Origin of the sequence: Pseudomonas sp. JAI111, from assembly GCF_024809425.1 — a bacterium.
In the GTDB taxonomy this organism is placed as follows: domain Bacteria; phylum Pseudomonadota; class Gammaproteobacteria; order Pseudomonadales; family Pseudomonadaceae; genus Aquipseudomonas.
Window position 1 is genome coordinate 1 of the sequence record NZ_JANUCB010000013.1, and the last position, 19,460, is coordinate 19,460.

The following is a 19,460-nucleotide window of genomic DNA, read 5'->3' on the forward strand; positions in this document are numbered from 1 at the left end:
GTTTTTTAGATGTGTTTGCTCGCACGAACATCATCAATCAAATCGGCGTTCTTGTTTCTGTGTTTCCCGGGATTTCGTGAAGAACCTTTTTTTTGCACGGTCACTTGATCCAGAGCGTTGAAGGGCGAAATAGCCACAGGCAAAACCGCTAAAGCGGATTACAGTTAAGGAACATCGTCGAACAAGAACGGTGGGCTTTTGACCAGACCTGTGAGGAACACCGTATGCCGTGGAAAAACTCGGAATCACGCTACAGCACTGTATCAATCACGCTGCACTGGTTGATGCTGGTGCTGCTGGCGCTGGTTTACGCCTGTATCGAATTTCGTGGGATCTTTCCCAAAGGCAGTGGCGGCCGAGCATTGATTACCGAATCGCACTTCATGCTGGGCCTGACGGTGTTCGTGCTGGTCTGGCTCAGACTATTCGCCCGCAGCCTGGGCCCGGCACCGCAAATTTTCCCGGCTTCCCCTCATTGGCAAGTCACGCTTGCCAGGGTGATGCACTGGGCGTTGTACATTTTCATGATCGCGATGCCGATACTGGGATGGCTGGTGACCAGCGCCAAGGGGCAACAGGTGATGTTCTACGGTATAGACCTGCCGATGCTGATTCCGGAAGACAAGACGCTGGCCAAGCAAATCCAGGGTTGGCATGAGCTGGGCGGCACCATCGGTTACTGGCTGATCGGCCTGCATGCGTTGGCGGGAATTTATCACCACTATGTCGTGGGTGATAACACGTTGCTGCGGATGATGCCCAAGCGCAGCTGAACACCACTCATTGAAACCCGCGGCGGCCTTGCAAGCCGCCGGTGTGGATGAAGATCAAGCGCGTGCCCCTGGCGAATGTTCCCGCCTCGATTTGCTGCTTGAGCATCAACAACGCTTTACCGGTGTACAACGGTTCGAGCGGAAGGCCGCTGGTTTGTTCGGTCTGTTCGATGAAGCCGAGTAACAGCGGATCGACCTTGGCAAAGCCGCCCCGGCTGGCATCGAACAGCTCGTAAGCCGAATGCTGCAAGCCGGCCTCGTGGATGATTGATACGACCTGTTGCGCGACCCCGTGATCGTCAGGCACCGCCAGCGCGCCGTACACCTTGCGTCTACCCGCCTCGGCCAGCACCAGGCCAGCCAGCGTCGTGCCCGTTCCGCAGGCCAGCCACCAACCGTGGTAGTCGCTCCAGCCCAGTTCGCTGAGCTGCTCACTGGCCATTGCCCTCAATTGCATACAGCCCAAGGCGCCCGGCAAACCGCCGCCCCCTTCCGGCACCGGGTACAGATCGGGATATTGCGCCTGCCACGGCTGCCAGAAACCCGCTTCGTGCCGTGCTCGATAACCGCCGTAACCCAGCCAGTGCAACTCCATGCCGAATGCCTGCAAGTCGTTCACCGTCGGGGTGTCTTGCGGATGGCCGCGCAGCAGTCCCACCGTATTGAATCCAAAGCGCTTGCCCGCGGCCGCCAGCGCATGCAGATGATTGGAGTGAGCTCCGCCCAGGCTGATGATGCCTTTGGCACCCATCCGGTCGGCGGCTTTGAGGTGTTCGATGAGTTTGAACCACTTGTTGCCGCTGATCAGTGGATCGATCAGGTCAAGACGCAGGATGGCGACTTCGATGCCGGCGGTGCTTAGCCAGTCGAGGTGCAGGGGTTGGAGCGGGGCCTGGGGGAGCCAGTCGTTGGGAGGGAGAAGCATCGGTGCTGGCTCTGGGTAAAGAGCCAGCATCTTAGCAGCCTTGAGAATGCCATCGCGGGCAAGTCCGCTCCCCCATCTGATCTTCGGTGCGACACAGATCGAGTGTGGGAGCGGGCTTGCTCGCGATGGCCATTGGCGCGCTGAACCTGCCGTTACAACTCGGCAGCCAACCGCGAACCCTGATTGATCGCGCGTTTGGCATCCAGCTCCGCCGCCACATCCGCGCCACCGATCAAATGCACATTCTGCCCCGCCGCCACCAGGCCCTCCTGCAATTCACGCAGCGGATCCTGCCCGGCGCAAATCACGATGTTATCCACCGCCAGCAGTTGCGGCTCGCCGGTTTCACCGATGCGGATGTGCAGGCCTTCGTCGTCGATCTTCAGGTATTCAACGCTGTTGAGCATCTGCACCTGCTTGTTCTTCAGACCGGTACGGTGAATCCAGCCGGTGGTTTTACCGAGGCCGTCACCGACCTTGGATTTCTTGCGTTGCAGCAGGAACACGTCCCGCGCCGGTGCATGCGGCTCAGCCTTGATCCCCGCGACACCGCCGCGCGCTTCCAGATGCGTGTCGATGCCCCACTCTTTCCAGAACGCTTCACGGTCCTGGCTAGTGGACACGCCTTGATGCACCAGGAATTCCGACACGTCGAAACCGATACCGCCCGCGCCAATCACCGCCACACGCTTGCCGACCGGTTTGCGCTGCAGAATCACGTCCAGGTAACTCAGCACCTTGGCGTTCTCGATGCCGGGAATGGCTGGAGTTCTCGGGGCGATACCCGTGGCCAGAATGATCTCGTCGTAGCCGCCATCAACCAGTTTCGCCACATCGACACGGGTGTTCAGGCACACCTCGACATTGGTGGTCTGCAGCTTGCGGTTGAAGTAGCGCAGGGTTTCGAAGAACTCTTCCTTGCCCGGCACGCGTTTGGCGACGTTGAACTGCCCGCCGATTTCGCTGGCCGAGTCAAACAGCGTCACCGAGTGCCCACGCTCCGCAGCAACGGTCGCTGCCGACAGCCCGGCAGGACCGGCACCAACCACGGCGATTTTCTTGATCTGTTGCACCGGCAAATAGTTGAGCTCGGTTTCATGGCACGCGCGCGGGTTGACCAGGCAACTGGTCAACTTGCCGCCGAACGTGTGATCCAGGCACGCCTGGTTGCAACCGATGCAGGTGTTGATTTCATCGCCACGGCCAGCGGCAGCCTTGTTGACGAACTCCGGGTCGGCGAGGAACGGACGCGCCATGGAGACCATGTCGGCATCACCTTCGGCCAGAATCTGTTCAGCCACTTCCGGGGTGTTGATCCGGTTGGTGGTAATCAGTGGAATGTTCACCGAACCGCGCAGCTTGGCCGTGACTTTGCTGAACGCCGCACGCGGGACTTTGGTCGCGATGGTCGGGATCCGCGCTTCGTGCCAGCCAATGCCGGTGTTGATGATCGTTGCACCGGCCTGCTCGATGGCTTTGGCCAGCGTCACGATTTCTTCCCAGGAGCTACCGCCTTCCACCAGGTCGAGCATCGACAAGCGGAAGATAATGATGAAGTTGGGGCCAACGGCTTCGCGCACACGACGCACGATTTCCACTGGCAGGCGCATACGGTTTTCGTAGCTGCCGCCCCAACGGTCGGTGCGGTGGTTGGTGTGGGCGGCGAGGAACTGGTTAATGAAATAACCTTCGGAGCCCATGATCTCGACACCGTCGTATTCGGCTTTTTGCGCCAGGGTCGAGCAGGTGACGAAATCGCTGATTTGCTTCTCGATGCCTTCCTCGTCCAGCTCTTTGGGCTTGAACGGGTTGATCGGCGCTTGAATGGCGCTCGGCGCAACCTGTTTCGGGCTGTAGGCGTAACGGCCGGCGTGGAGAATCTGCATACAGATCTTGCCGCCCGCCTCGTGCACCGCGCGGGTCACGATCTGGTGCTTGAGCGCTTCTTCCTCAGTGGTCAGCTTGGCCGCGCCGGAATAGACGCCGCCCTCATCGTTCGGGCCGATACCGCCCGTCACCATCAGGCCAACGCCGCCACGGGCACGTTCGGCAAAGTAGGCTGCCATGCGCTCGAAACCGCCGGGTTTCTCCTCAAGACCGGTGTGCATCGATCCCATCAGGGTGCGGTTGCGCAGCGTGGTAAAACCCAGGTCCAGCGGGGCCAACAGGTGCGGGTAGTGAGCGGCGGCCATTCGGTAACTCCACATCGAGCGATCACGGGAAAAATGCAGGAGCTCTTCGGCTCCCGTCAGTCATGGTGGACAGACTAAGAGTCGCGTCCCTGTCACTCAATGACCGAAACTGACAACTTATTGATCCAAATGCGCAGCGCCCCTTGGCAAGCACCGGCATGCGCCCTACCCTAGTCGCGAACCCTGCACCCGGCTGTTGACTGTTTCCCCATGCGCAAACTTTTGTACCTGACGTTCTCCATGGCCCTGATCGCCGCCCTCACGACCTACGCCATGTGGGCCGCGGACCGTCCGGTGGGTCATTATCTGTCGGACTTGCGCATCAATCTGGCGATCGATCAAGGCACGCCTGCCGATCGCGGCAATCTGCTGGGCATCCAGCCCGAGCTGTTCCCCACCGACTATCAAAGCCCCGCGCGCCTGCACCGCAAGCTGGCGGCCTACTTGCAGAAAGCCCAGGACCAGGGCCTGTTGAATGAAAAGACCATCGTCGTGCTGCCCGAGCATGTCGGCACCTGGTTGATGGTCACCGGCGAAAAAGATGAGCTGTACCAGGCCACCACACTCAAGGAAGCCATGAACTGGCTGGCGGTGAGTAATCCCGTGCAGTTCGTGCGTGCGCTGATCAGCGCCAAAAGCGAAAGTCGTATCGATGATGCCCACTTGCGGATGAAGGCCAAAGGCATGGCGAAGGATTACCAGGCGCTGTTTGGTGGCCTGGCCAAAGAATTCCACGTAACGCTGGTGGCCGGCACGATCGTGTTGCCCGAGCCGAGCGTTATTGAGGGCACGCTGAAAATCGGCCGCGGTGCGTTGTACAACAGCAGCGTGGTGTTCGGGCGCGACGGGCTGCCGATCGGCCAGCCGCAGCGCCAGATGCATCCGGTATTCGATAAAACCGAGGTCCTCGGCGCCAATGAAGACCATACCCTCAATGTCGTCGATACCCCGGCCGGACGCTTGGGCATACTGATCGGCAGCGACAGCTGGTATCCGGACAATTACCGCAAGCTTGACGACCTGGGCGCGAAGTTCGTCGCGGTTCCGGCGTTTGTGGTCGGGCGCGGCACCTGGGACAAACCCTGGCGCGGATACAAGGGATTGTCCACGCCAGGCTCCGTCAGCCTCAAACCCGGTGAGATCAGCGAAGGCCAGGCCTGGCACCGTCTGACACTGACATCGCAACCACCGAGTAGCCAAGCGGTGGCCGGCATGAGCGTGTTTCTTCGTGGTCAGTTCTGGGACCAGGGCAGCGCCGGTCAAAGCTTTCTCAGCAACAACGGACAACAGTTCGCCGACGGCAACGCCCGTGGCGCGCGGTTGCTGAACCTCTGGTTGTGAATCATGAAACCACTGCCGATGCGCCTCGGGGATCTGTCGGTAGGCTTTGTTCATAGCCTGGCCGACGCTGTGCGCAGCCATGGAGCAGACCCTCAGCCATTGCTTGACCAATACGGCCTGGATACGGCGCGGCTGGCCGAGGCCGGTGCGCGGCTGTCGATCCCCCGCTACATGCGTCTGGGCCACAGCGCCATTCAACTGACCAACGATCCGGCGCTGGGTTTGCGCATGGGCCAGCTGAGTCGCCTGAGCCAGGCCGGCCTTGCCGGAATCACTGCGGCGCAGGCTCCGACCGTGCGTGAAGCGGCACGCTGCCTGATTCGCTTCGAGGCGCTGTACGGCTCCAACTATCGGGGGCAATCGAGCTTTCTCGAAGACGCTCAAGGTGCGTGGCTGCGGTTCTACTCGATCAGTCCTTATAACGCCTACAACCGCTTTGTGGTCGACTCGATCATCGCCGGCTGGTTGCAGCAATTGTCCGCCCTCAGCGTCGAGCCGCTTCATGCCGAGCGGATCGACATTGAGTTCAGCGAACCGGACTACCGTGAAGCTTATGCGGTGCTGGGTGATTGTCCGATTCAGTTCGGCGCCGAACACAATCAATTGCGCCTGAGCCTGGCCAGTCTCGCCCAACGCAACCCGCAGCACTGCCCGAGTACCTGGCGCCACTTGCTGCAGCTGTGTGAACGGGAACTGGAGCAATTGACACGCACCCGCAGCCTGCGTGAACGCATCACTCAGTTGCTGGGGCCATTGCTCAATGGTGGCCGGGAACCCGACCTGGAGGAAGTGGCGACACGCCTGAAACTGCCGACCTGGACCTTGCGACGTAAACTCGCCGAGGAAGGCACTCAGTTCCGCGCCATTCTCAATGACACGCGTCGCGACCTGGCCATGACCTATATCCGCGACACGGAACTGGCGTTCGGCGAGATCGCTTACCTGCTGGGATTTGCCTCAGCCGAGGCCTTCCAGCGGGCTTTCAAACGCTGGAATGGCCAGACACCCGGCGAGTTTCGCCGCAGTCATCGCCAAACCGCGTAACGCTTACAACTCTGTAGCGTCTTCCGCGGGCTCCAGCGGGTCCAGTTCAAACGCCTGATACTCGAGCAACTCTTCTTGATAGTCATCCATTGCTAAATCCCCCACATCACTCGTTAAAAAAATGCCTGAATAAATGACCAGCGCCTTGAGCATAAAGTGCCCACGTGAAGGAAAAATGACGCAGGCACGCCGACCAGCGGCTACTTATAAAACGTAGCAGGCAGTCAGGTATTTATCACAGGATTTTTTCGATAGAGGCTGTAGGACTTCAGCCGGGTTTGACGTGGATCAATCCAGAAGCCATTTCGGGATCGGTGTCGTGCGACCCGATCCCGAAATGTTTGCCGATTACTGAGCGGCGGTCGGCATGGCCGGAATAGGCTCGCTCGGTGGTGGCAGGGTTGATTGAGGCGGTGGTGCAACCGTTTCGGTGGACGATGACGGCTCGGAGTTTTCAACCGGAGTGATCGGCGCTGTTTCAGCAGGCGGTGCGACCGGCTCCGAAGCGGCAGGTTCCGATGCGGGGGCTGGTGCTGGTTCAGCTGCAGGTTGCGATACGGGTGCCGGCGCTGGTTCCGCTGCAGGTTGCGCTGCCGGTGCTGGCGCAGGCTCTGCTGCTGGCGCTGGCGTCGGAGCCAAAGGAGCCGGAGCAGCCTTGGCCTCAGGCACACCCAGGTCGGTCTTGGGTTTCTCGACGATGTGCGCAGCCTTTTTCGCTTCCGGCGGCAGGAACAGCTCGACCAGGGTAAAAAAACGTTCGTAGAACTTGGCCGACGATACGGTTTCGCTCGCCACCTTGACCATCGAATCATCGGACGAGCCGATCGGCATCGATACCGAACCCAACACGCCCACGCCCACGCTGGCGGAGTTGTTGGTTTTCTTCAGCGCATAACGATCCTGCAAGGCGTTGGCGAACATGGTCGCGTGATGCCCTTCGCTGCCATCATCGGCACACACCACGCTGAAGCTGATCTCCATGTGGGTCTCGCCAGTCTGCTGGAAGCTTTTGTGTCCACTGACCAGTTTCGCGTCGGTACTGGTGATGATGTAGCCTTGGCTGAGCAGCGCCCGACGGGCGGCTTCGCAGGTCTGAGCATCAGTCACCGGGTAACTGCGCGAAAACGTCCCGGAATCATTGAAGTTCTCATGCTCATAGATGGGGGCTTTCTTCGACGAGCAGCCGGCGGCGGCAGCCAGCAACAGCGCCAAGCCGACAACCCGCATGGGAATTGATTTAAACATTGAACATCCTGAGGAAAACGGTCCGGGGCGTATTGTGCAACAGATCGATGCTTAGCGGAGCATCGATTAGTGTCTTAAAACAGATACACGTCTACTGACTGCCATTTACCGGAAAAAGTCGCGAGGTAAACATACAAGCGACGGACAACCCATGGCGCTTTGATTGCACCCATAAAAAATCCCGGCCTTTCGGCCGGGATTCTTGTGTTACGGGCGACTCGGTCAGGCGTCAGAAACGCTTGATTTCGGCCTGGCTTTCCAACAGCTTGCGGTAAGCCGCAAAGTCTTGCTGGCCAATGCGCGAGGCGAGGAAGCGACGGTATTGAGCCTTCTCTTCATCTGTCGGCGCAGCCGCTTCGTTCACACCGTTCAGTTGAACGATCACCAGGTTGCCATCAGCCAGGGTCACGCTATTGAAGGTCGGTTTGTCCTTCGCGGCAGGTTTCGGCATCCGGAACAGCGCTTGCAGCACGGTAGGGTCAATCCCTTCCTGAGCGCGAGTCACGGCTTGGGTCACTTTCCAGCTCTGACCGTCGATTGCCTTGTTCAACGGGGTCTTGCCATCGCGCAGGCTGGCGATCAACTCATCAGCCTTGGTCTTGGCGGCCGAACTGGCGTGTTCCTTGGCCAACTGTGCACGAATGCTGGTGTTGACGGCTTCCAGCGGCAGCTGTGCAGGCTTCAAGTGTTCCTTGGCGCGCAGCACGATCACGGTTTCCGGATCCAACTCGATGGCGGTGCTGTTGGCACCCTCATCCAGCACTTCAGGACTGAACGCGGCGGTAACCACGGCACGGCTGGCTGCAACACCTTCGCCACCCTCGCGGCCGAACGGCTTGGAGGTGTGAACGGTCAGCTTCAAGTCCTGCGCCGGCTGGGCCAGGTCGGAGGACTCGAACGAAGAGTCTTCCAGTTGCTTGGTCGCCTCGACGAAACGCTGCTCGACCTGCTGGGTTTTCAGCTCGCGGGTCAGCTTGTCTTTCAGGCTCGCCAGCGTCGGCACTTCAGGCGCTTCAACGCCCAACAGCTTGATCAGGTGGTAACCGAAGTCGGTGCGAACCGGTCCGGAAACCTGATCCTTGGCCAACGCATACAGCGCGGTTTCGAATGCCGGATCGTAGACGCCAGGGCCTGCGTAGCCCAAGTCACCGCCGTTGTTCGCCGAACCTGGATCCTGGGAGAATTCCTTGGCCAGGGCCTCGAATTTCTCGCCCTTGGCCAGACGCGCCTGAATCTCTTCGATCTTGGCCTTGGCTTGCGCCTCGGTCACTTTATCGTTCACTTCAATCAGAATGTGCGCAGCCCGGCGTTGCTCGGACAGGTTCGCGATTTCTTTCTGATACGCCGCTTGCAGATCTTCGTCCTTGACGGAGACCTGATCAAAGAAGGAAGACTTCTTCAATTCCAGGTAGTCGATGACGACCTGATCCGGTGTCATGAATTCCTTGGCGTGTTCGTCGTAATAGGCCTTGACCTCTTCGTCGGTGAGTTTCACCGCTGCCGGGTCAACCTTGACGTTCAGGGTCGCCATGTCGCGAGTCTGTTTTTCCAGACGGGCGAAAGCCAGAACCTGTGCGTCGGTGACGAAACCGCTACCTGCCAGGCCAGCGCGCAGCTGACCGATCAGCATTTCCTGAGCCAGCATCTGGCGGAACTGCATACGGCTGTAGCCCAGTTGACGAATCACCTGGTCGAAACGCTCGGGACTGAACTTGCCGTCGACCTGGAATTCAGGCGTTTGCAGGATCACTTGGTCCAAAGCCGCTTCGGAGAAAGCGAATTTCGAGTTTTCTGCGCCTTGCAGCAGCAGTTTGCGATCGATCAAGCCCTTGAGGGCTGATTCGCGCAGCATTTTTTCGTCGAGCAAGGAAGCGTCGAAATCCTTGCCCAGCTGTTGCATGAGTTGACGGCGTTGCATATCGACCGCCTGGCTCAGCTCGTTCTGGCTGATTTCTTCACCATTGACCTTGGCCGCATCATTCTTGTGCGTCGTGGCCTTGAAGATGGCGTCGAAACCGGTCAAAGCCATCAGTGCAACGACGACCCCGATAATGGTCTTGGCAATCCAGCCTTGTGAATTGTCCCTGATATTCTGCAGCATGCGTCCCCCAGAAACGGTTGAACTTCAAAATTAGGCAACCGTGGAGCGTGGGTAGAATCCGGATAGAAGAAAGGCGCATCCGAGGATGCGCCTTCTCGTAACTGGCGGAGCGGACCGATGACTCGAACTTGCGAGCCTCGGCGTCTCGGATCGGCAACTCGCCGACTGGACTACCGCTCCGCTGCCAGGTCAGGTATGACCCCGACCCGGATAGGCAAAAACCTGAATCGAACTTAGTTGACAGCTTCTTTCAGTGCTTTACCGGCCTTGAAACCTGGTTTTTTGGCTGCTGCGATTTCCAGCTGCTTACCGGTCTGTGGGTTACGACCAATGCGAGCTGGACGATCAGTTACGGAGAAAGTACCGAAACCAACCAGAACAACAGAGTCGCCAGCCTTGAGAGCGCCAGTGACGGATTCGATTACAGCGTCCAGCGCACGGCCAGCAGCAGCTTTCGGGATATCAGCGGATGCAGCGATAGCATCAATCAGTTCCGACTTGTTCACTCTAAGTCCCCTTATATCTATTTGAGTATGATTCTAAGTTTTTTGGTGAAAGCAAAAACGAGTGCTGAATGGCCTACAGACACTAAAGAGCCGCTTTATAACAAGGGCTCTAAAAAGCTGTCAAGGAAGCCCCCCAGGCAAATGCGTACTAATGCGTGCTAATTCTTTCCTTAGAGTCAGACTCGCGTTTTTCATCCTTTGCAACTATCTCTGGAACCACATCAGGCAGGGGCTCCGGCGCGTATTGCAGCGCAATTTGCAGGACCTCGTCAATCCATTTAACCGGTTTAATCTGCAGATCTCGCTTGATATTGTCAGGAATTTCCTTCAAATCGCGCACATTCTCTTCAGGAATGATCACCGTCTTGATTCCGCCACGGTGAGCGGCGAGCAGTTTTTCTTTCAAACCACCGATCGCCAGCACCTGACCACGCAGTGTGATCTCGCCTGTCATGGCGACATCCGCGCGCACTGGAATGCCGGTCAATGCCGAGACCAGTGCCGTGCACATGCCCACACCGGCGCTAGGGCCGTCTTTAGGGGTAGCCCCTTCCGGCATGTGGATGTGCGTGTCGCGCTTCTCGTGGAAGTCCAGGGGAATCCCCAGGCTCTTGGCACGGCTGCGAACAACGGTCAGCGCCGCGGTGATCGATTCGACCATCACGTCACCCAGCGAGCCGGTCTTGATCAACTGGCCTTTACCCGGCACGACGGCGGCTTCGATGGTCAGCAATTCGCCGCCCACTTGAGTCCACGCCAGCCCGGTAACCTGACCGATCTGATCCTGCGATTCAGCCAGGCCATAGCGGAATTTGCGCACGCCGAGGAAGTGCTCGAGCATGTCGGCCGTGACCTTCACCGAGAAGCGTTTTTCCAGCGCGTGCTCTTTGACCGCCTTGCGGCAGACCTTGGCAATCTGGCGCTCCAGCCCACGTACACCGGCTTCGCGGGTGTAGTAGCGGATGATGTCGCGGATCGCCTCGGCGTCGAATTCCAGCTCGCCTTTCTTCAAGCCGTTAGCCGTAATCTGCTTCGGCGAAAGGTACTTGACCGCGATGTTGATCTTCTCGTCTTCGGTGTAGCCCGGCAGACGAATCACTTCCATCCGGTCGAGCAGCGCCGGTGGAATATTCATGGAGTTCGAGGTGCAAAGGAACATCACATCGGACAGGTCGTAGTCGACTTCCAGATAGTGATCGTTGAAGTTGTGGTTCTGCTCGGGGTCGAGCACTTCCAGCAACGCCGACGCCGGGTCGCCACGCATGTCACTGCCCATCTTGTCGATTTCATCGAGCAGGAACAGCGGGTTGCGGACGCCCACCTTTGTCATCTTTTGAATCAATCTTCCTGGCATCGAACCGATATAAGTACGGCGATGACCACGAATTTCCGCCTCATCACGCACGCCACCGAGGGCCATACGGACGAATTTGCGGTTGGTGGCATGAGCAATCGACTCCGCCAGAGAGGTTTTACCCACCCCTGGAGGACCGACCAGGCACAGCACCGGTCCGCGAATTTTCTTCACGCGTTTTTGCACGGCGAGGTATTCGAGGATCCGTTCTTTGACTTCTTCCAGACCGTAGTGGTCTGCGTCGAGAATGTCTTCTGCGCGCGCAAGGTCCAGGCGCACTTTGCTCTGGGCCTTCCAAGGCACCTGAACCAGCCAGTCGATGTACGAACGCACCACGGTCGCTTCCGCGGACATTGGCGACATTTGTTTCAGCTTGTTCAGTTCACCCTGGGCCTTGGCCAGGGCATCTTTGGGCAGGCCAGCGGCATCGATGCGCTTTTTCAGCTCTTCGATTTCGTTGTGGCCTTCGTCGCTGTCGCCGAGCTCCTTCTGAATGGCCTTCATCTGCTCATTCAGGTAGTACTCGCGCTGGCTGCGCTCCATTTGTTTCTTGACACGACCGCGAATGCGTTTTTCGACTTGCAGCAGATCGATCTCGGCATCCAGCAACGCCAGAACGTGCTCGACCCGGGCCGACAAATCGATGATTTCGAGGATTTCCTGCTTCTGCTCGATCTTCAGAGCCATGTGCGCGGCCATGGTGTCGACCAGGCGCCCAGGCTCATCGATGCTGTTGAGCGACGACAGGACTTCAGCAGGGACTTTTTTGCCCAACTGCACATATTGTTCGAACTGGGCCAGCAGGCTGCGGACAAACACTTCCGACTCGCGCTCAGGCGCTTCAGTTTCGTCGATCAGCGAGACTTCGGCACGGCAGTGGCCGTCCACTTCGCTGAAGCGTTCCACGGCGCCTCGCTGCTCGCCTTCGACCAGAACCTTGACCGTGCCGTCAGGCAGCTTGAGCAGCTGCAGGACAGTCGCAATCGTACCTACGCGATAAAGTGCATCTTCACCGGGATCGTCGTCAGCAGGGTTTCTCTGAGCCAGCAGAAGGATCTGCTTGTCGCCCGTCATCGCGGCCTCGAGGGCTTCGATGGATTTCTCGCGCCCCACGAACAGCGGGATAACCATGTGCGGATAAACCACAACATCACGCAATGGCAGGAGAGGCAATTCGATGGTTGTCTTCATGATTTCGCCTCTACGGCGGCCATAAGGCCGTAAACAGATGGAAGTAAGCTTGAAACCAAGATGGGGGTTGCCCTGAAAAAAAACAAGCGCAAAGCGGGTGTTAAAAACGCTTTAAAAGAAAAGGGGCCCGAAGGCCCCTTCTTTGTTCCAGCAGCGTGACGCTTAGGCGTCTGGCGCAGCCTTGGCAGCCGGCTCACTGTTTTCATAGATATACAGTGGCTTGGACTTGCCTTCTATGACGCTTTCATCGATCACGACTTTACTCACCTCGGACTGCGAGGGGATTTCGTACATCGTGTCGAGCAACACACCTTCGAGAATCGAACGCAGGCCACGGGCACCGGTTTTTCGTTCCAGCGCACGTTTTGCGACCGATTTCAGCGCGTCGGCCCGGAACTCCAGGTCCACACCTTCCATCTCGAACAACTTGGCGTACTGCTTGGTCAACGCATTTTTCGGCTCGGTGAGAATCTGCATCAGCGCAGCTTCATCAAGCTCGTCCAGCGTGGCAAGTACCGGCAGACGACCGACGAATTCCGGGATCAGACCGAACTTGACCAGATCGTCAGGCTCGACTTCACGCAGGGACTCACCGACTTTCTTGCCTTCTTCCTTGCTGCGAACTTCCGCGTTGAAGCCGATGCCGCCCTTGGTGGAACGGTTTTGAATAACCTTTTCCAGACCTGAGAACGCACCACCGCAGATGAACAAAATGTTACGGGTGTCGACCTGAAGGAATTCCTGCTGCGGATGCTTGCGACCACCTTGCGGCGGAACGGAAGCGACCGTGCCTTCGATCAACTTGAGCAGGGCCTGCTGCACGCCTTCACCGGAAACGTCCCGGGTGATCGACGGGTTGTCAGACTTGCGCGAGATCTTGTCGATCTCATCGATGTAGACAATGCCCATCTGGGCCTTTTCCACGTCGTAATCGCACTTCTGCAGCAGCTTCTGAATGATGTTCTCGACATCTTCACCCACGTAACCCGCCTCGGTGAGGGTGGTTGCATCGGCGATGGTGAACGGAACGTTCAGCAAGCGGGCCAGTGTTTCGGCAAGCAGGGTTTTACCCGAGCCTGTCGGGCCGATCAGCAAAATGTTGCTTTTGCCGAGTTCGACGTCGTCATTCTTTTTGTCACGCTGGTTCAGGCGCTTGTAGTGGTTGTACACCGCTACTGCCAAAACCTTTTTCGCACGCTCCTGACCAATCACGTATTGATCAAGGATGCCGCTGATTTCTTTAGGCGAAGGCAATTTATGCGCGCTGCTTTCGGCCTGGGCTTCCTGCACCTCCTCTCGGATGATGTCGTTGCACAGGTCGACGCACTCGTCGCAGATAAAGACCGAGGGGCCGGCAATCAACTTGCGTACTTCATGCTGGCTTTTGCCACAGAAGGAGCAATAGAGCAGCTTGCCGTTGTCCTCGCCGTTGCGGGTGTCAGTCATTCGTTCGATCCAAATCCGATAGGCTTGCAACACAAGATGAAGGCTATTGCGGGCTTTTTCAAGCCCGCTGGTGATCGGACCCGCCGACCAACCTTATTTTGAGCTGCTTAATTAAGCGGGGCGCTGGTTGATCACTTCATCGATCAGCCCGTACTCACGCGCTGCTTCTGCACTCATGAAATTGTCGCGGTTGGTGTCGCGCTCGATTTCTTCAAGAGTGCGCCCGCTATGCTTGGCCATCAGCGTGTTGAGACGCTCACGAATGAAGAGGATTTCCTTGGCATGGATTTCGATATCCGAAGCCTGGCCCTGGAAACCGCCCAGTGGCTGGTGAATCATCACACGCGAGTTCGGCAGGCAGTAACGCTTGCCCTTGGCACCGGCAGTCAACAGAAACGCGCCCATGCTGCACGCCTGACCGATACAGGTGGTCGACACGTTTGGCTTGATGAACTGCATGGTGTCGTAGATCGACATGCCCGCCGTCACCGAACCGCCCGGGGAGTTGATATAGAGATGGATGTCCTTGTCCGGGTTTTCCGCTTCAAGGAACAGCAGTTGCGCACAGATCAGGTTGGCCATGTAGTCCTCTACCGGACCAACCAGAAAGATCACTCGCTCCTTGAGAAGGCGCGAGTAGATGTCATAGGCGCGCTCGCCACGAGCAGATTGCTCGACAACCATCGGGACCAGGCCGCCTGCGGCCTGGATATCAGAGTTCTGCTGAATATACGAATTACGGAACATGCTCTGCAGTCACTCCCAAATAGTTATGTCTTGAATACGCATAAGCCAGCACGAAGGCTGGCTTATGGTGTGTGCTTCTTACCGCAAAAACGATCAGTCGGCTTGTGGAGCTTCTACCGGCTTGACTGCTTCTTCGTAAGAGACCGATTTGTCGGTCACGCTAGCTTTCTGCAGAACAGTATCCACAACTTGCTCTTCCAGCACAACAGAACGAACTTCGTTCAGTTGCTGGTCGTTCTTGTAGTACCAGGACACAACCTGCTCAGGCTCCTGGTAGGCCGAAGCCATTTCCTGGATCATTTCGCGAACGCGGGTTTCGTCAGGCTTGAGGTCGAACTGCTTGACCACTTCGGCCACGATCAAACCCAGCACAACGCGGCGCTTGGCTTGTTCTTCGAACAGCTCGGCCGGCAGTTGATCAGGCTTGATGTTGCCACCGAACTGCTGAACAGCCTGCACGCGCAGACGGTCGACTTCGTTGGACAGCAGAGCCTTAGGCACTTCGATCGGGTTGGTGGCCAGCAGACCGTCCATCACCTGATTCTTGACCTTGGATTTGATTGCCTGACGCAGCTCGCGCTCCATGTTCTTGCGAACTTCGGCGCGGAAGCCTTCCAGACCGGTTTCCTTGATGCCGAATTGAGCGAAGAATTCTTCGTTCAGCTCTGGCAGTTTTGGCTCGGAAACAGTGTTCACGGTCACGGTGAACTCAGCGGCTTTGCCTGCCAGGTCGAGGTTCTGATAGTCCTCTGGGAAGGTCAGGTTCAGAACGCGCTCTTCGCCGGCTTTAGCGCCAACCAGACCGTCTTCGAAACCAGGGATCATGCGGCCGGAACCCAGCACCAGTTGAGTGCCTTTGGCGGAACCACCGGCGAACACTTCACCGTCGACCTTGCCGACGAAATCGATGTTCAACTGATCTTCGTTCTGGGCAGCGCGATCGGCCACTTCGAAACGGGTGTTCTGCTTGCGCAGCACGTCCAGCATCTTGTCCAGATCGGCATCAGCCACGTCAGCGCTCAGGCGCTCTACGGTGATACCTTCGAAACCGGCAACGGTGAACTCAGGGAACACTTCGAAGATCGCGACGTATTCCAGATCTTTGCCGGCTTCCATCGATTTAGGCTCGATCGAAGGAGCGCCAGCCGGGTTCAGCTTCTGCTCGACAACCGCTTCGTAGAAAGAAGACTGGATCACATCGCCTACTGCTTCCTGACGCGCATCAGCACCGAAACGGCGCTTGATTTCGCTCATTGGCACTTTGCCTGGACGGAAGCCAGCAATCTTGGCCTTTTGGGCAGTCTGCTGCAGACGCTTGTTGACCTGAGTCTCGATGCGCTCAGCCGGCACGGTGATGCTCATGCGGCGCTCAAGAGCAGAAGTATTTTCAACAGAAACTTGCATGGATATTCCTCGTTGCACAGACGTTAGCCGGCCGTTTCCGACCCCAGAATCAAGGGCATGCATTCTAGTGGGTCAAACTCAAGAAGTCACCCTACTGAAAACGGGTAAAAAAGCAGCAGGCAATTTATAGGCGGGGACAAACGGTTATGCCTCGCCCTGTTAGCAAATACAGCCAGTCATGCCAGGGCTTTGCACCAATCCTTCTATATATAGAAGAAATCGGCAATCCATCCCTGACAGCCGACCCCACGAGGGGACCGACGGGCGGATCGGCATCATCGAGAAACAAAAATACGATGAAAACCCCACCCCTACGACGACCCAGGACATGCAGCCGCTTAATACTCGAACCGCTAAAACAAAAAAGGCGCCAGACTATTAAATCTGGCGCCTCTCGAAATATGGGGTGGACGAAGGGGATCGAACCCTCGACAACGGGAGTCACAATCCCGTGCTCTACCAACTGAGCTACGCCCACCATATTGCCTTGCAAGGAAGCCAAACAACTACCTTGCTGCGCCTCAACCAGGCCAACGGCCCGGGTAAAGCTTTATTTGGTGCGGATGAAGAGACTCGAACTCTTACACCTTGCGGCGCTGGAACCTAAATCCAGTGTGTCTACCAATTCCACCACATCCGCGGTTTGAAGCTGTTAAAGCAAAGGCGCCAGACTGTTAATCTGGCGCCTTTCGAAATATGGGGTGGACGAAGGGGATCGAACCCTCGACAACGGGAGTCACAATCCCGTGCTCTACCAACTGAGCTACGCCCACCATATTGCGCTACTTGTGCCAAAGCTGCCTAATGGCGCACCCGGCAGGACTCGAACCTGCGACCATCCGCTTAGAAGGCGGATGCTCTATCCAGCTGAGCTACGGGCGCCTTATTAATCTGTACTCTTGGAGGACTACAAACTAAGTGCTTTCCAGTCTCGCAGAACCGTAATCCCGCTCGACCTTCTTATCCAGTGCTAGGCTGTGCCCGACAAGTGCGACGAATAGTATAGAGCGCCCTGAAGGCCGTCAAATCCTTTTTATAAAAAATTCATTTAATTAAAGGGGTTAGGGGAATTTGCAGACCAAGCGCCTTTGCCCTCACCGCATGACATGCGAGAATACGTTCTCTTTTTTTCCCCTCTCGATGGTTAATCACGCGCAATGACTGCACAACTAATCGACGGCAAATCGATCGCCGCCAGCCTGCGCCAGCAGATCGCCAAACGAGTCACCGAGCGTCGCGAGCAAGGTTTGCGCACGCCCGGCCTCGCGGTGATCCTGGTCGGCAGCGATCCTGCCTCTCAGGTTTATGTCTCGCACAAGCGTAAAGACTGTGAAGAGGTAGGCTTCATTTCCCAAGCCTACGACCTGCCTTCCGAAACCACTCAAGAAGCCTTGACCGATCTGATCGATCGCCTGAACGAAGACCCGGCAATTGACGGCGTCCTGCTTCAGCTTCCGTTACCCGAACACCTGGATGCGTCCAAATTGCTCGAGCGCATTCGTCCGGATAAAGACGTCGACGGCTTCCATCCCTATAACGTTGGCCGCCTGGCCCAGCGCATTCCGCTGCTGCGCCCCTGCACGCCCAAAGGCATCATGACCTTGCTGGAAAGCACTGGTGCAAACCTGTACGGGATGGACGCCGTTATTGTCGGCGCTTCCAATATCGTGGGTCGTCCGATGGCGATGGAATTGCTGCTGGCCGGTTGCACCGTGACTGTCACCCACCGTTTCACCGAGGACCTCGCCGGCCATGTCGGCCGCGCCGATCTGGTGGTCGTTGCCGCTGGCAAGCCAGGCCTGGTCAAAGGTGAGTGGATCAAGGAAGGCGCGATCGTGATCGACGTCGGCATCAACCGTCAGGAAGACGGCAAACTGGTGGGTGACGTGGTCTACGAAACAGCCCTGCCCCGCGCCGGATGGATCACGCCAGTGCCAGGCGGAGTGGGTCCGATGACACGCGCCTGCCTGCTGGAAAACACTCTGTACGCAGCGGAAACACTGCACAGCTGAGTTCGTGTAAAGACGCCAGCGACAATCAAAAGAACCCCGCCGATAGCGGGGTTCTTTTTGCCTCCCGTAAAAGACTGACCATCCGCCGGAAAATGACTTTTATTTCATGTTTCCAAAGAGTTTCAGCTCCTACTTGAACAACCATCGACAGTTATTCAGCCATACTCCAGAATGTCGCGCTTTTACGAAACAGCCCGTTACAGAACGGCTTATCAACACATTAAGAGTCTGCCAGCGTGAAAATCCGTCTTTCCATCCTGAGCCTATTTTTTGCATTTACAGGGACGTTCATCACGCCAGCGGTTAACGCCGCTGATACCACCTCAGCCCCCCGCGATACATCACACCTTAAGATCGCTTCCGGCAGCGCATTGCTGATGGATCTGCAGACCAACAAGGTCATCTACGCCAGTAACCCCGACGTGGTTGTACCCATTGCCTCGGTCAGCAAACTGATGACTGCTTTGGTCGTGGTTGAAGCCAAGCAGAACATGGATGAGTACATCTCCATCAACATCAGCGACACGCCTGAAATGAAAGGGGTGTTTTCCCGGGTCAAACTCAACAGTGAAATGCCGCGCAGGGAAATGCTGCTGATTGCGCTGATGTCCTCGGAGAACCGTGCCGCCGCCAGCCTTGCGCATCACTATCCGGGCGGTTACGTCGCATTCATCGCGGCCATGAACGCCAAGGCCAGGGCGCTGGGCATGACCAATACTCACTATGTCGAGCCGACGGGCCTTTCGCCTCGCAACGTCTCGACGGCGCGTGACTTGAGCAAATTGCTGATCGCTGCTCACAAGTACCCGATCTTGACGGAGCTGAGCACCACCAAAGAAAAAACCGTTTCGTTTCGCAAGCCAAACTACAGCCTGGGTTTCCACAATACCGACCACCTGATCGGCAAGCCGAACTGGGACATCAAACTGACGAAAACCGGCTTCACCAACCAGGCTGGCCACTGCCTGGTATTGGTCACCAGCATGGGCAATCGTCCGGTAGCACTGGTGATCCTCGACGCGTTCGGCAAATACACGCATTTTGCCGATGCCACCCGTATACGTAACTGGGTCGAAACCGGCAAGGGCACCACCGTGCCGTCCGTAGCCCTGCAATACAAGTCGGAAAAAAACCTCAAGCACCGTCAGAGCGGCGTTGTTGAAGCGTCGAAATAATCCG

General features: G+C 57.4%; 15 protein-coding genes and 4 tRNA genes. 5 read left to right on the forward strand and 14 right to left on the reverse strand.

Translation table 11 applies throughout. The annotated features are described in order from the left end of the window. Window positions 1–224: 224 nt before the first annotated feature. Complete coding sequence (locus tag HNR03_RS28785; RefSeq protein ID WP_222587678.1) at window positions 225–773, forward strand: cytochrome b; 549 nt, start codon at window positions 225–227, stop codon at window positions 771–773. 7 nt (window positions 774–780) lie between these two features. Here the strand turns inward: HNR03_RS28785 and HNR03_RS28790 are convergent, their stop codons facing one another. Next, entirely contained in the window at window positions 781–1,698 is a 918-nt protein-coding gene (locus HNR03_RS28790; protein WP_259157502.1) for a 1-aminocyclopropane-1-carboxylate deaminase/D-cysteine desulfhydrase, read from the reverse strand. Window positions 1,699–1,850: 152 nt separating this feature from the next. After that, the gene (locus HNR03_RS28795; RefSeq protein ID WP_222587680.1) at window positions 1,851–3,890 is read right to left on the reverse strand and encodes an FAD-dependent oxidoreductase; all 2,040 of its coding nucleotides are present in this window, start codon (window positions 3,888–3,890) and stop codon (window positions 1,851–1,853) included. 210 nt (window positions 3,891–4,100) lie between these two features. Between HNR03_RS28795 and HNR03_RS28800 the strand changes: the two genes are divergently transcribed. Together HNR03_RS28800 and HNR03_RS28805 are read left to right on the forward strand one after the other, a co-directional pair. Continuing rightward, window positions 4,101–5,231, forward strand: coding sequence for a carbon-nitrogen hydrolase family protein (locus HNR03_RS28800; protein ID WP_222587681.1), 1,131 nt, complete (start codon window positions 4,101–4,103; stop codon window positions 5,229–5,231). A 3-nt stretch (window positions 5,232–5,234) separates the two neighbouring features. Further along, complete coding sequence (locus tag HNR03_RS28805; protein WP_259157503.1) at window positions 5,235–6,275, forward strand: AraC family transcriptional regulator; 1,041 nt, start codon at window positions 5,235–5,237, stop codon at window positions 6,273–6,275. 3 nt (window positions 6,276–6,278) lie between these two features. Here the strand turns inward: HNR03_RS28805 and HNR03_RS28810 are convergent, their stop codons facing one another. From HNR03_RS28810 to HNR03_RS28865, 12 genes are all read right to left on the reverse strand, one after another. Next, entirely contained in the window at window positions 6,279–6,428 is a 150-nt protein-coding gene (locus HNR03_RS28810) for a hypothetical protein (RefSeq protein WP_222587683.1), read from the reverse strand. A 195-nt stretch (window positions 6,429–6,623) separates the two neighbouring features. Beyond that, window positions 6,624–7,520 (reverse strand): DUF2242 domain-containing protein, encoded by an 897-nt coding sequence (locus tag HNR03_RS28815; protein WP_259157504.1) that lies wholly within the window; start codon window positions 7,518–7,520, stop codon window positions 6,624–6,626. Between the two features lie 229 nt (window positions 7,521–7,749). Then, entirely contained in the window at window positions 7,750–9,621 is a 1,872-nt protein-coding gene (locus HNR03_RS28820) for a SurA N-terminal domain-containing protein (RefSeq protein WP_259157505.1), read from the reverse strand. 233 nt (window positions 9,622–9,854) lie between these two features. Next, the gene (locus tag HNR03_RS28825) at window positions 9,855–10,127 is read right to left on the reverse strand and encodes an HU family DNA-binding protein (RefSeq protein ID WP_222587686.1); all 273 of its coding nucleotides are present in this window, start codon (window positions 10,125–10,127) and stop codon (window positions 9,855–9,857) included. Window positions 10,128–10,275: 148 nt separating this feature from the next. Next, window positions 10,276–12,672 carry an endopeptidase La gene (lon, locus tag HNR03_RS28830; RefSeq protein WP_090185891.1) on the reverse strand — a complete coding sequence of 799 codons (2,397 nt, stop codon included), beginning with the start codon at window positions 12,670–12,672 and terminating at the stop codon, window positions 10,276–10,278. Window positions 12,673–12,834: 162 nt separating this feature from the next. Continuing rightward, window positions 12,835–14,118 (reverse strand): ATP-dependent Clp protease ATP-binding subunit ClpX, encoded by a 1,284-nt coding sequence (clpX, locus tag HNR03_RS28835; protein ID WP_007946893.1) that lies wholly within the window; start codon window positions 14,116–14,118, stop codon window positions 12,835–12,837. 111 nt (window positions 14,119–14,229) lie between these two features. Then, window positions 14,230–14,865: an ATP-dependent Clp endopeptidase proteolytic subunit ClpP gene (gene clpP, locus HNR03_RS28840; protein WP_008062468.1), complete on the reverse strand. Its 636-nt coding sequence runs from the start codon at window positions 14,863–14,865 to the stop codon at window positions 14,230–14,232. A 93-nt stretch (window positions 14,866–14,958) separates the two neighbouring features. Further along, window positions 14,959–16,269, reverse strand: coding sequence for a trigger factor (tig, locus tag HNR03_RS28845; RefSeq protein WP_222587687.1), 1,311 nt, complete (start codon window positions 16,267–16,269; stop codon window positions 14,959–14,961). Between the two features lie 402 nt (window positions 16,270–16,671). Next, window positions 16,672–16,747 (reverse strand) — tRNA-His (locus tag HNR03_RS28850). 77 nt (window positions 16,748–16,824) lie between these two features. Further along, a tRNA-Leu gene (locus tag HNR03_RS28855) sits at window positions 16,825–16,909 on the reverse strand. 57 nt (window positions 16,910–16,966) lie between these two features. After that, window positions 16,967–17,042, reverse strand: a tRNA-His gene (locus HNR03_RS28860). Between the two features lie 32 nt (window positions 17,043–17,074). Continuing rightward, window positions 17,075–17,151: transfer RNA gene (locus HNR03_RS28865), tRNA-Arg, on the reverse strand. A gap of 275 nt (window positions 17,152–17,426) precedes the next feature. Between HNR03_RS28865 and folD the strand changes: the two genes are divergently transcribed. Both folD and pbpG read left to right on the forward strand, forming a co-directional pair. Further along, window positions 17,427–18,281 carry a bifunctional methylenetetrahydrofolate dehydrogenase/methenyltetrahydrofolate cyclohydrolase FolD gene (gene folD / locus HNR03_RS28870; protein WP_222587688.1) on the forward strand — a complete coding sequence of 285 codons (855 nt, stop codon included), beginning with the start codon at window positions 17,427–17,429 and terminating at the stop codon, window positions 18,279–18,281. Window positions 18,282–18,517: 236 nt separating this feature from the next. Then, window positions 18,518–19,456: a D-alanyl-D-alanine endopeptidase gene (pbpG, locus tag HNR03_RS28875; RefSeq protein WP_222587689.1), complete on the forward strand. Its 939-nt coding sequence runs from the start codon at window positions 18,518–18,520 to the stop codon at window positions 19,454–19,456. Window positions 19,457–19,460 lie beyond the last annotated feature (4 nt).

Excerpts from the sequence above, each read along its gene's own strand:
- HNR03_RS28820 (WP_259157505.1), bottom strand. The coding sequence starts at position 9,621 with ATGCTGCAGAATATCAGGGACAATTCACAAGGCTGGATTGCCAAGACC.
- HNR03_RS28795 (WP_222587680.1), bottom strand. The coding sequence starts at position 3,890 with ATGGCCGCCGCTCACTACCCGCACCTGTTGGCCCCGCTGGACCTGGGT.
- tig (WP_222587687.1), bottom strand. The coding sequence starts at position 16,269 with ATGCAAGTTTCTGTTGAAAATACTTCTGCTCTTGAGCGCCGCATGAGC.
- HNR03_RS28810 (WP_222587683.1), bottom strand. The coding sequence starts at position 6,428 with ATGCTCAAGGCGCTGGTCATTTATTCAGGCATTTTTTTAACGAGTGAT.
- clpP (WP_008062468.1), bottom strand. The coding sequence starts at position 14,865 with ATGTTCCGTAATTCGTATATTCAGCAGAACTCTGATATCCAGGCCGCA.
- folD (WP_222587688.1), top strand. The coding sequence starts at position 17,427 with ATGACTGCACAACTAATCGACGGCAAATCGATCGCCGCCAGCCTGCGC.
- lon (WP_090185891.1), bottom strand. The coding sequence starts at position 12,672 with ATGAAGACAACCATCGAATTGCCTCTCCTGCCATTGCGTGATGTTGTG.
- clpX (WP_007946893.1), bottom strand. The coding sequence starts at position 14,118 with ATGACTGACACCCGCAACGGCGAGGACAACGGCAAGCTGCTCTATTGC.
- HNR03_RS28815 (WP_259157504.1), bottom strand. The coding sequence starts at position 7,520 with ATGTTTAAATCAATTCCCATGCGGGTTGTCGGCTTGGCGCTGTTGCTG.
- HNR03_RS28805 (WP_259157503.1), top strand. The coding sequence starts at position 5,235 with ATGAAACCACTGCCGATGCGCCTCGGGGATCTGTCGGTAGGCTTTGTT.
- HNR03_RS28790 (WP_259157502.1), bottom strand. The coding sequence starts at position 1,698 with ATGCTTCTCCCTCCCAACGACTGGCTCCCCCAGGCCCCGCTCCAACCC.
- HNR03_RS28785 (WP_222587678.1), top strand. The coding sequence starts at position 225 with ATGCCGTGGAAAAACTCGGAATCACGCTACAGCACTGTATCAATCACG.
- HNR03_RS28800 (WP_222587681.1), top strand. The coding sequence starts at position 4,101 with ATGCGCAAACTTTTGTACCTGACGTTCTCCATGGCCCTGATCGCCGCC.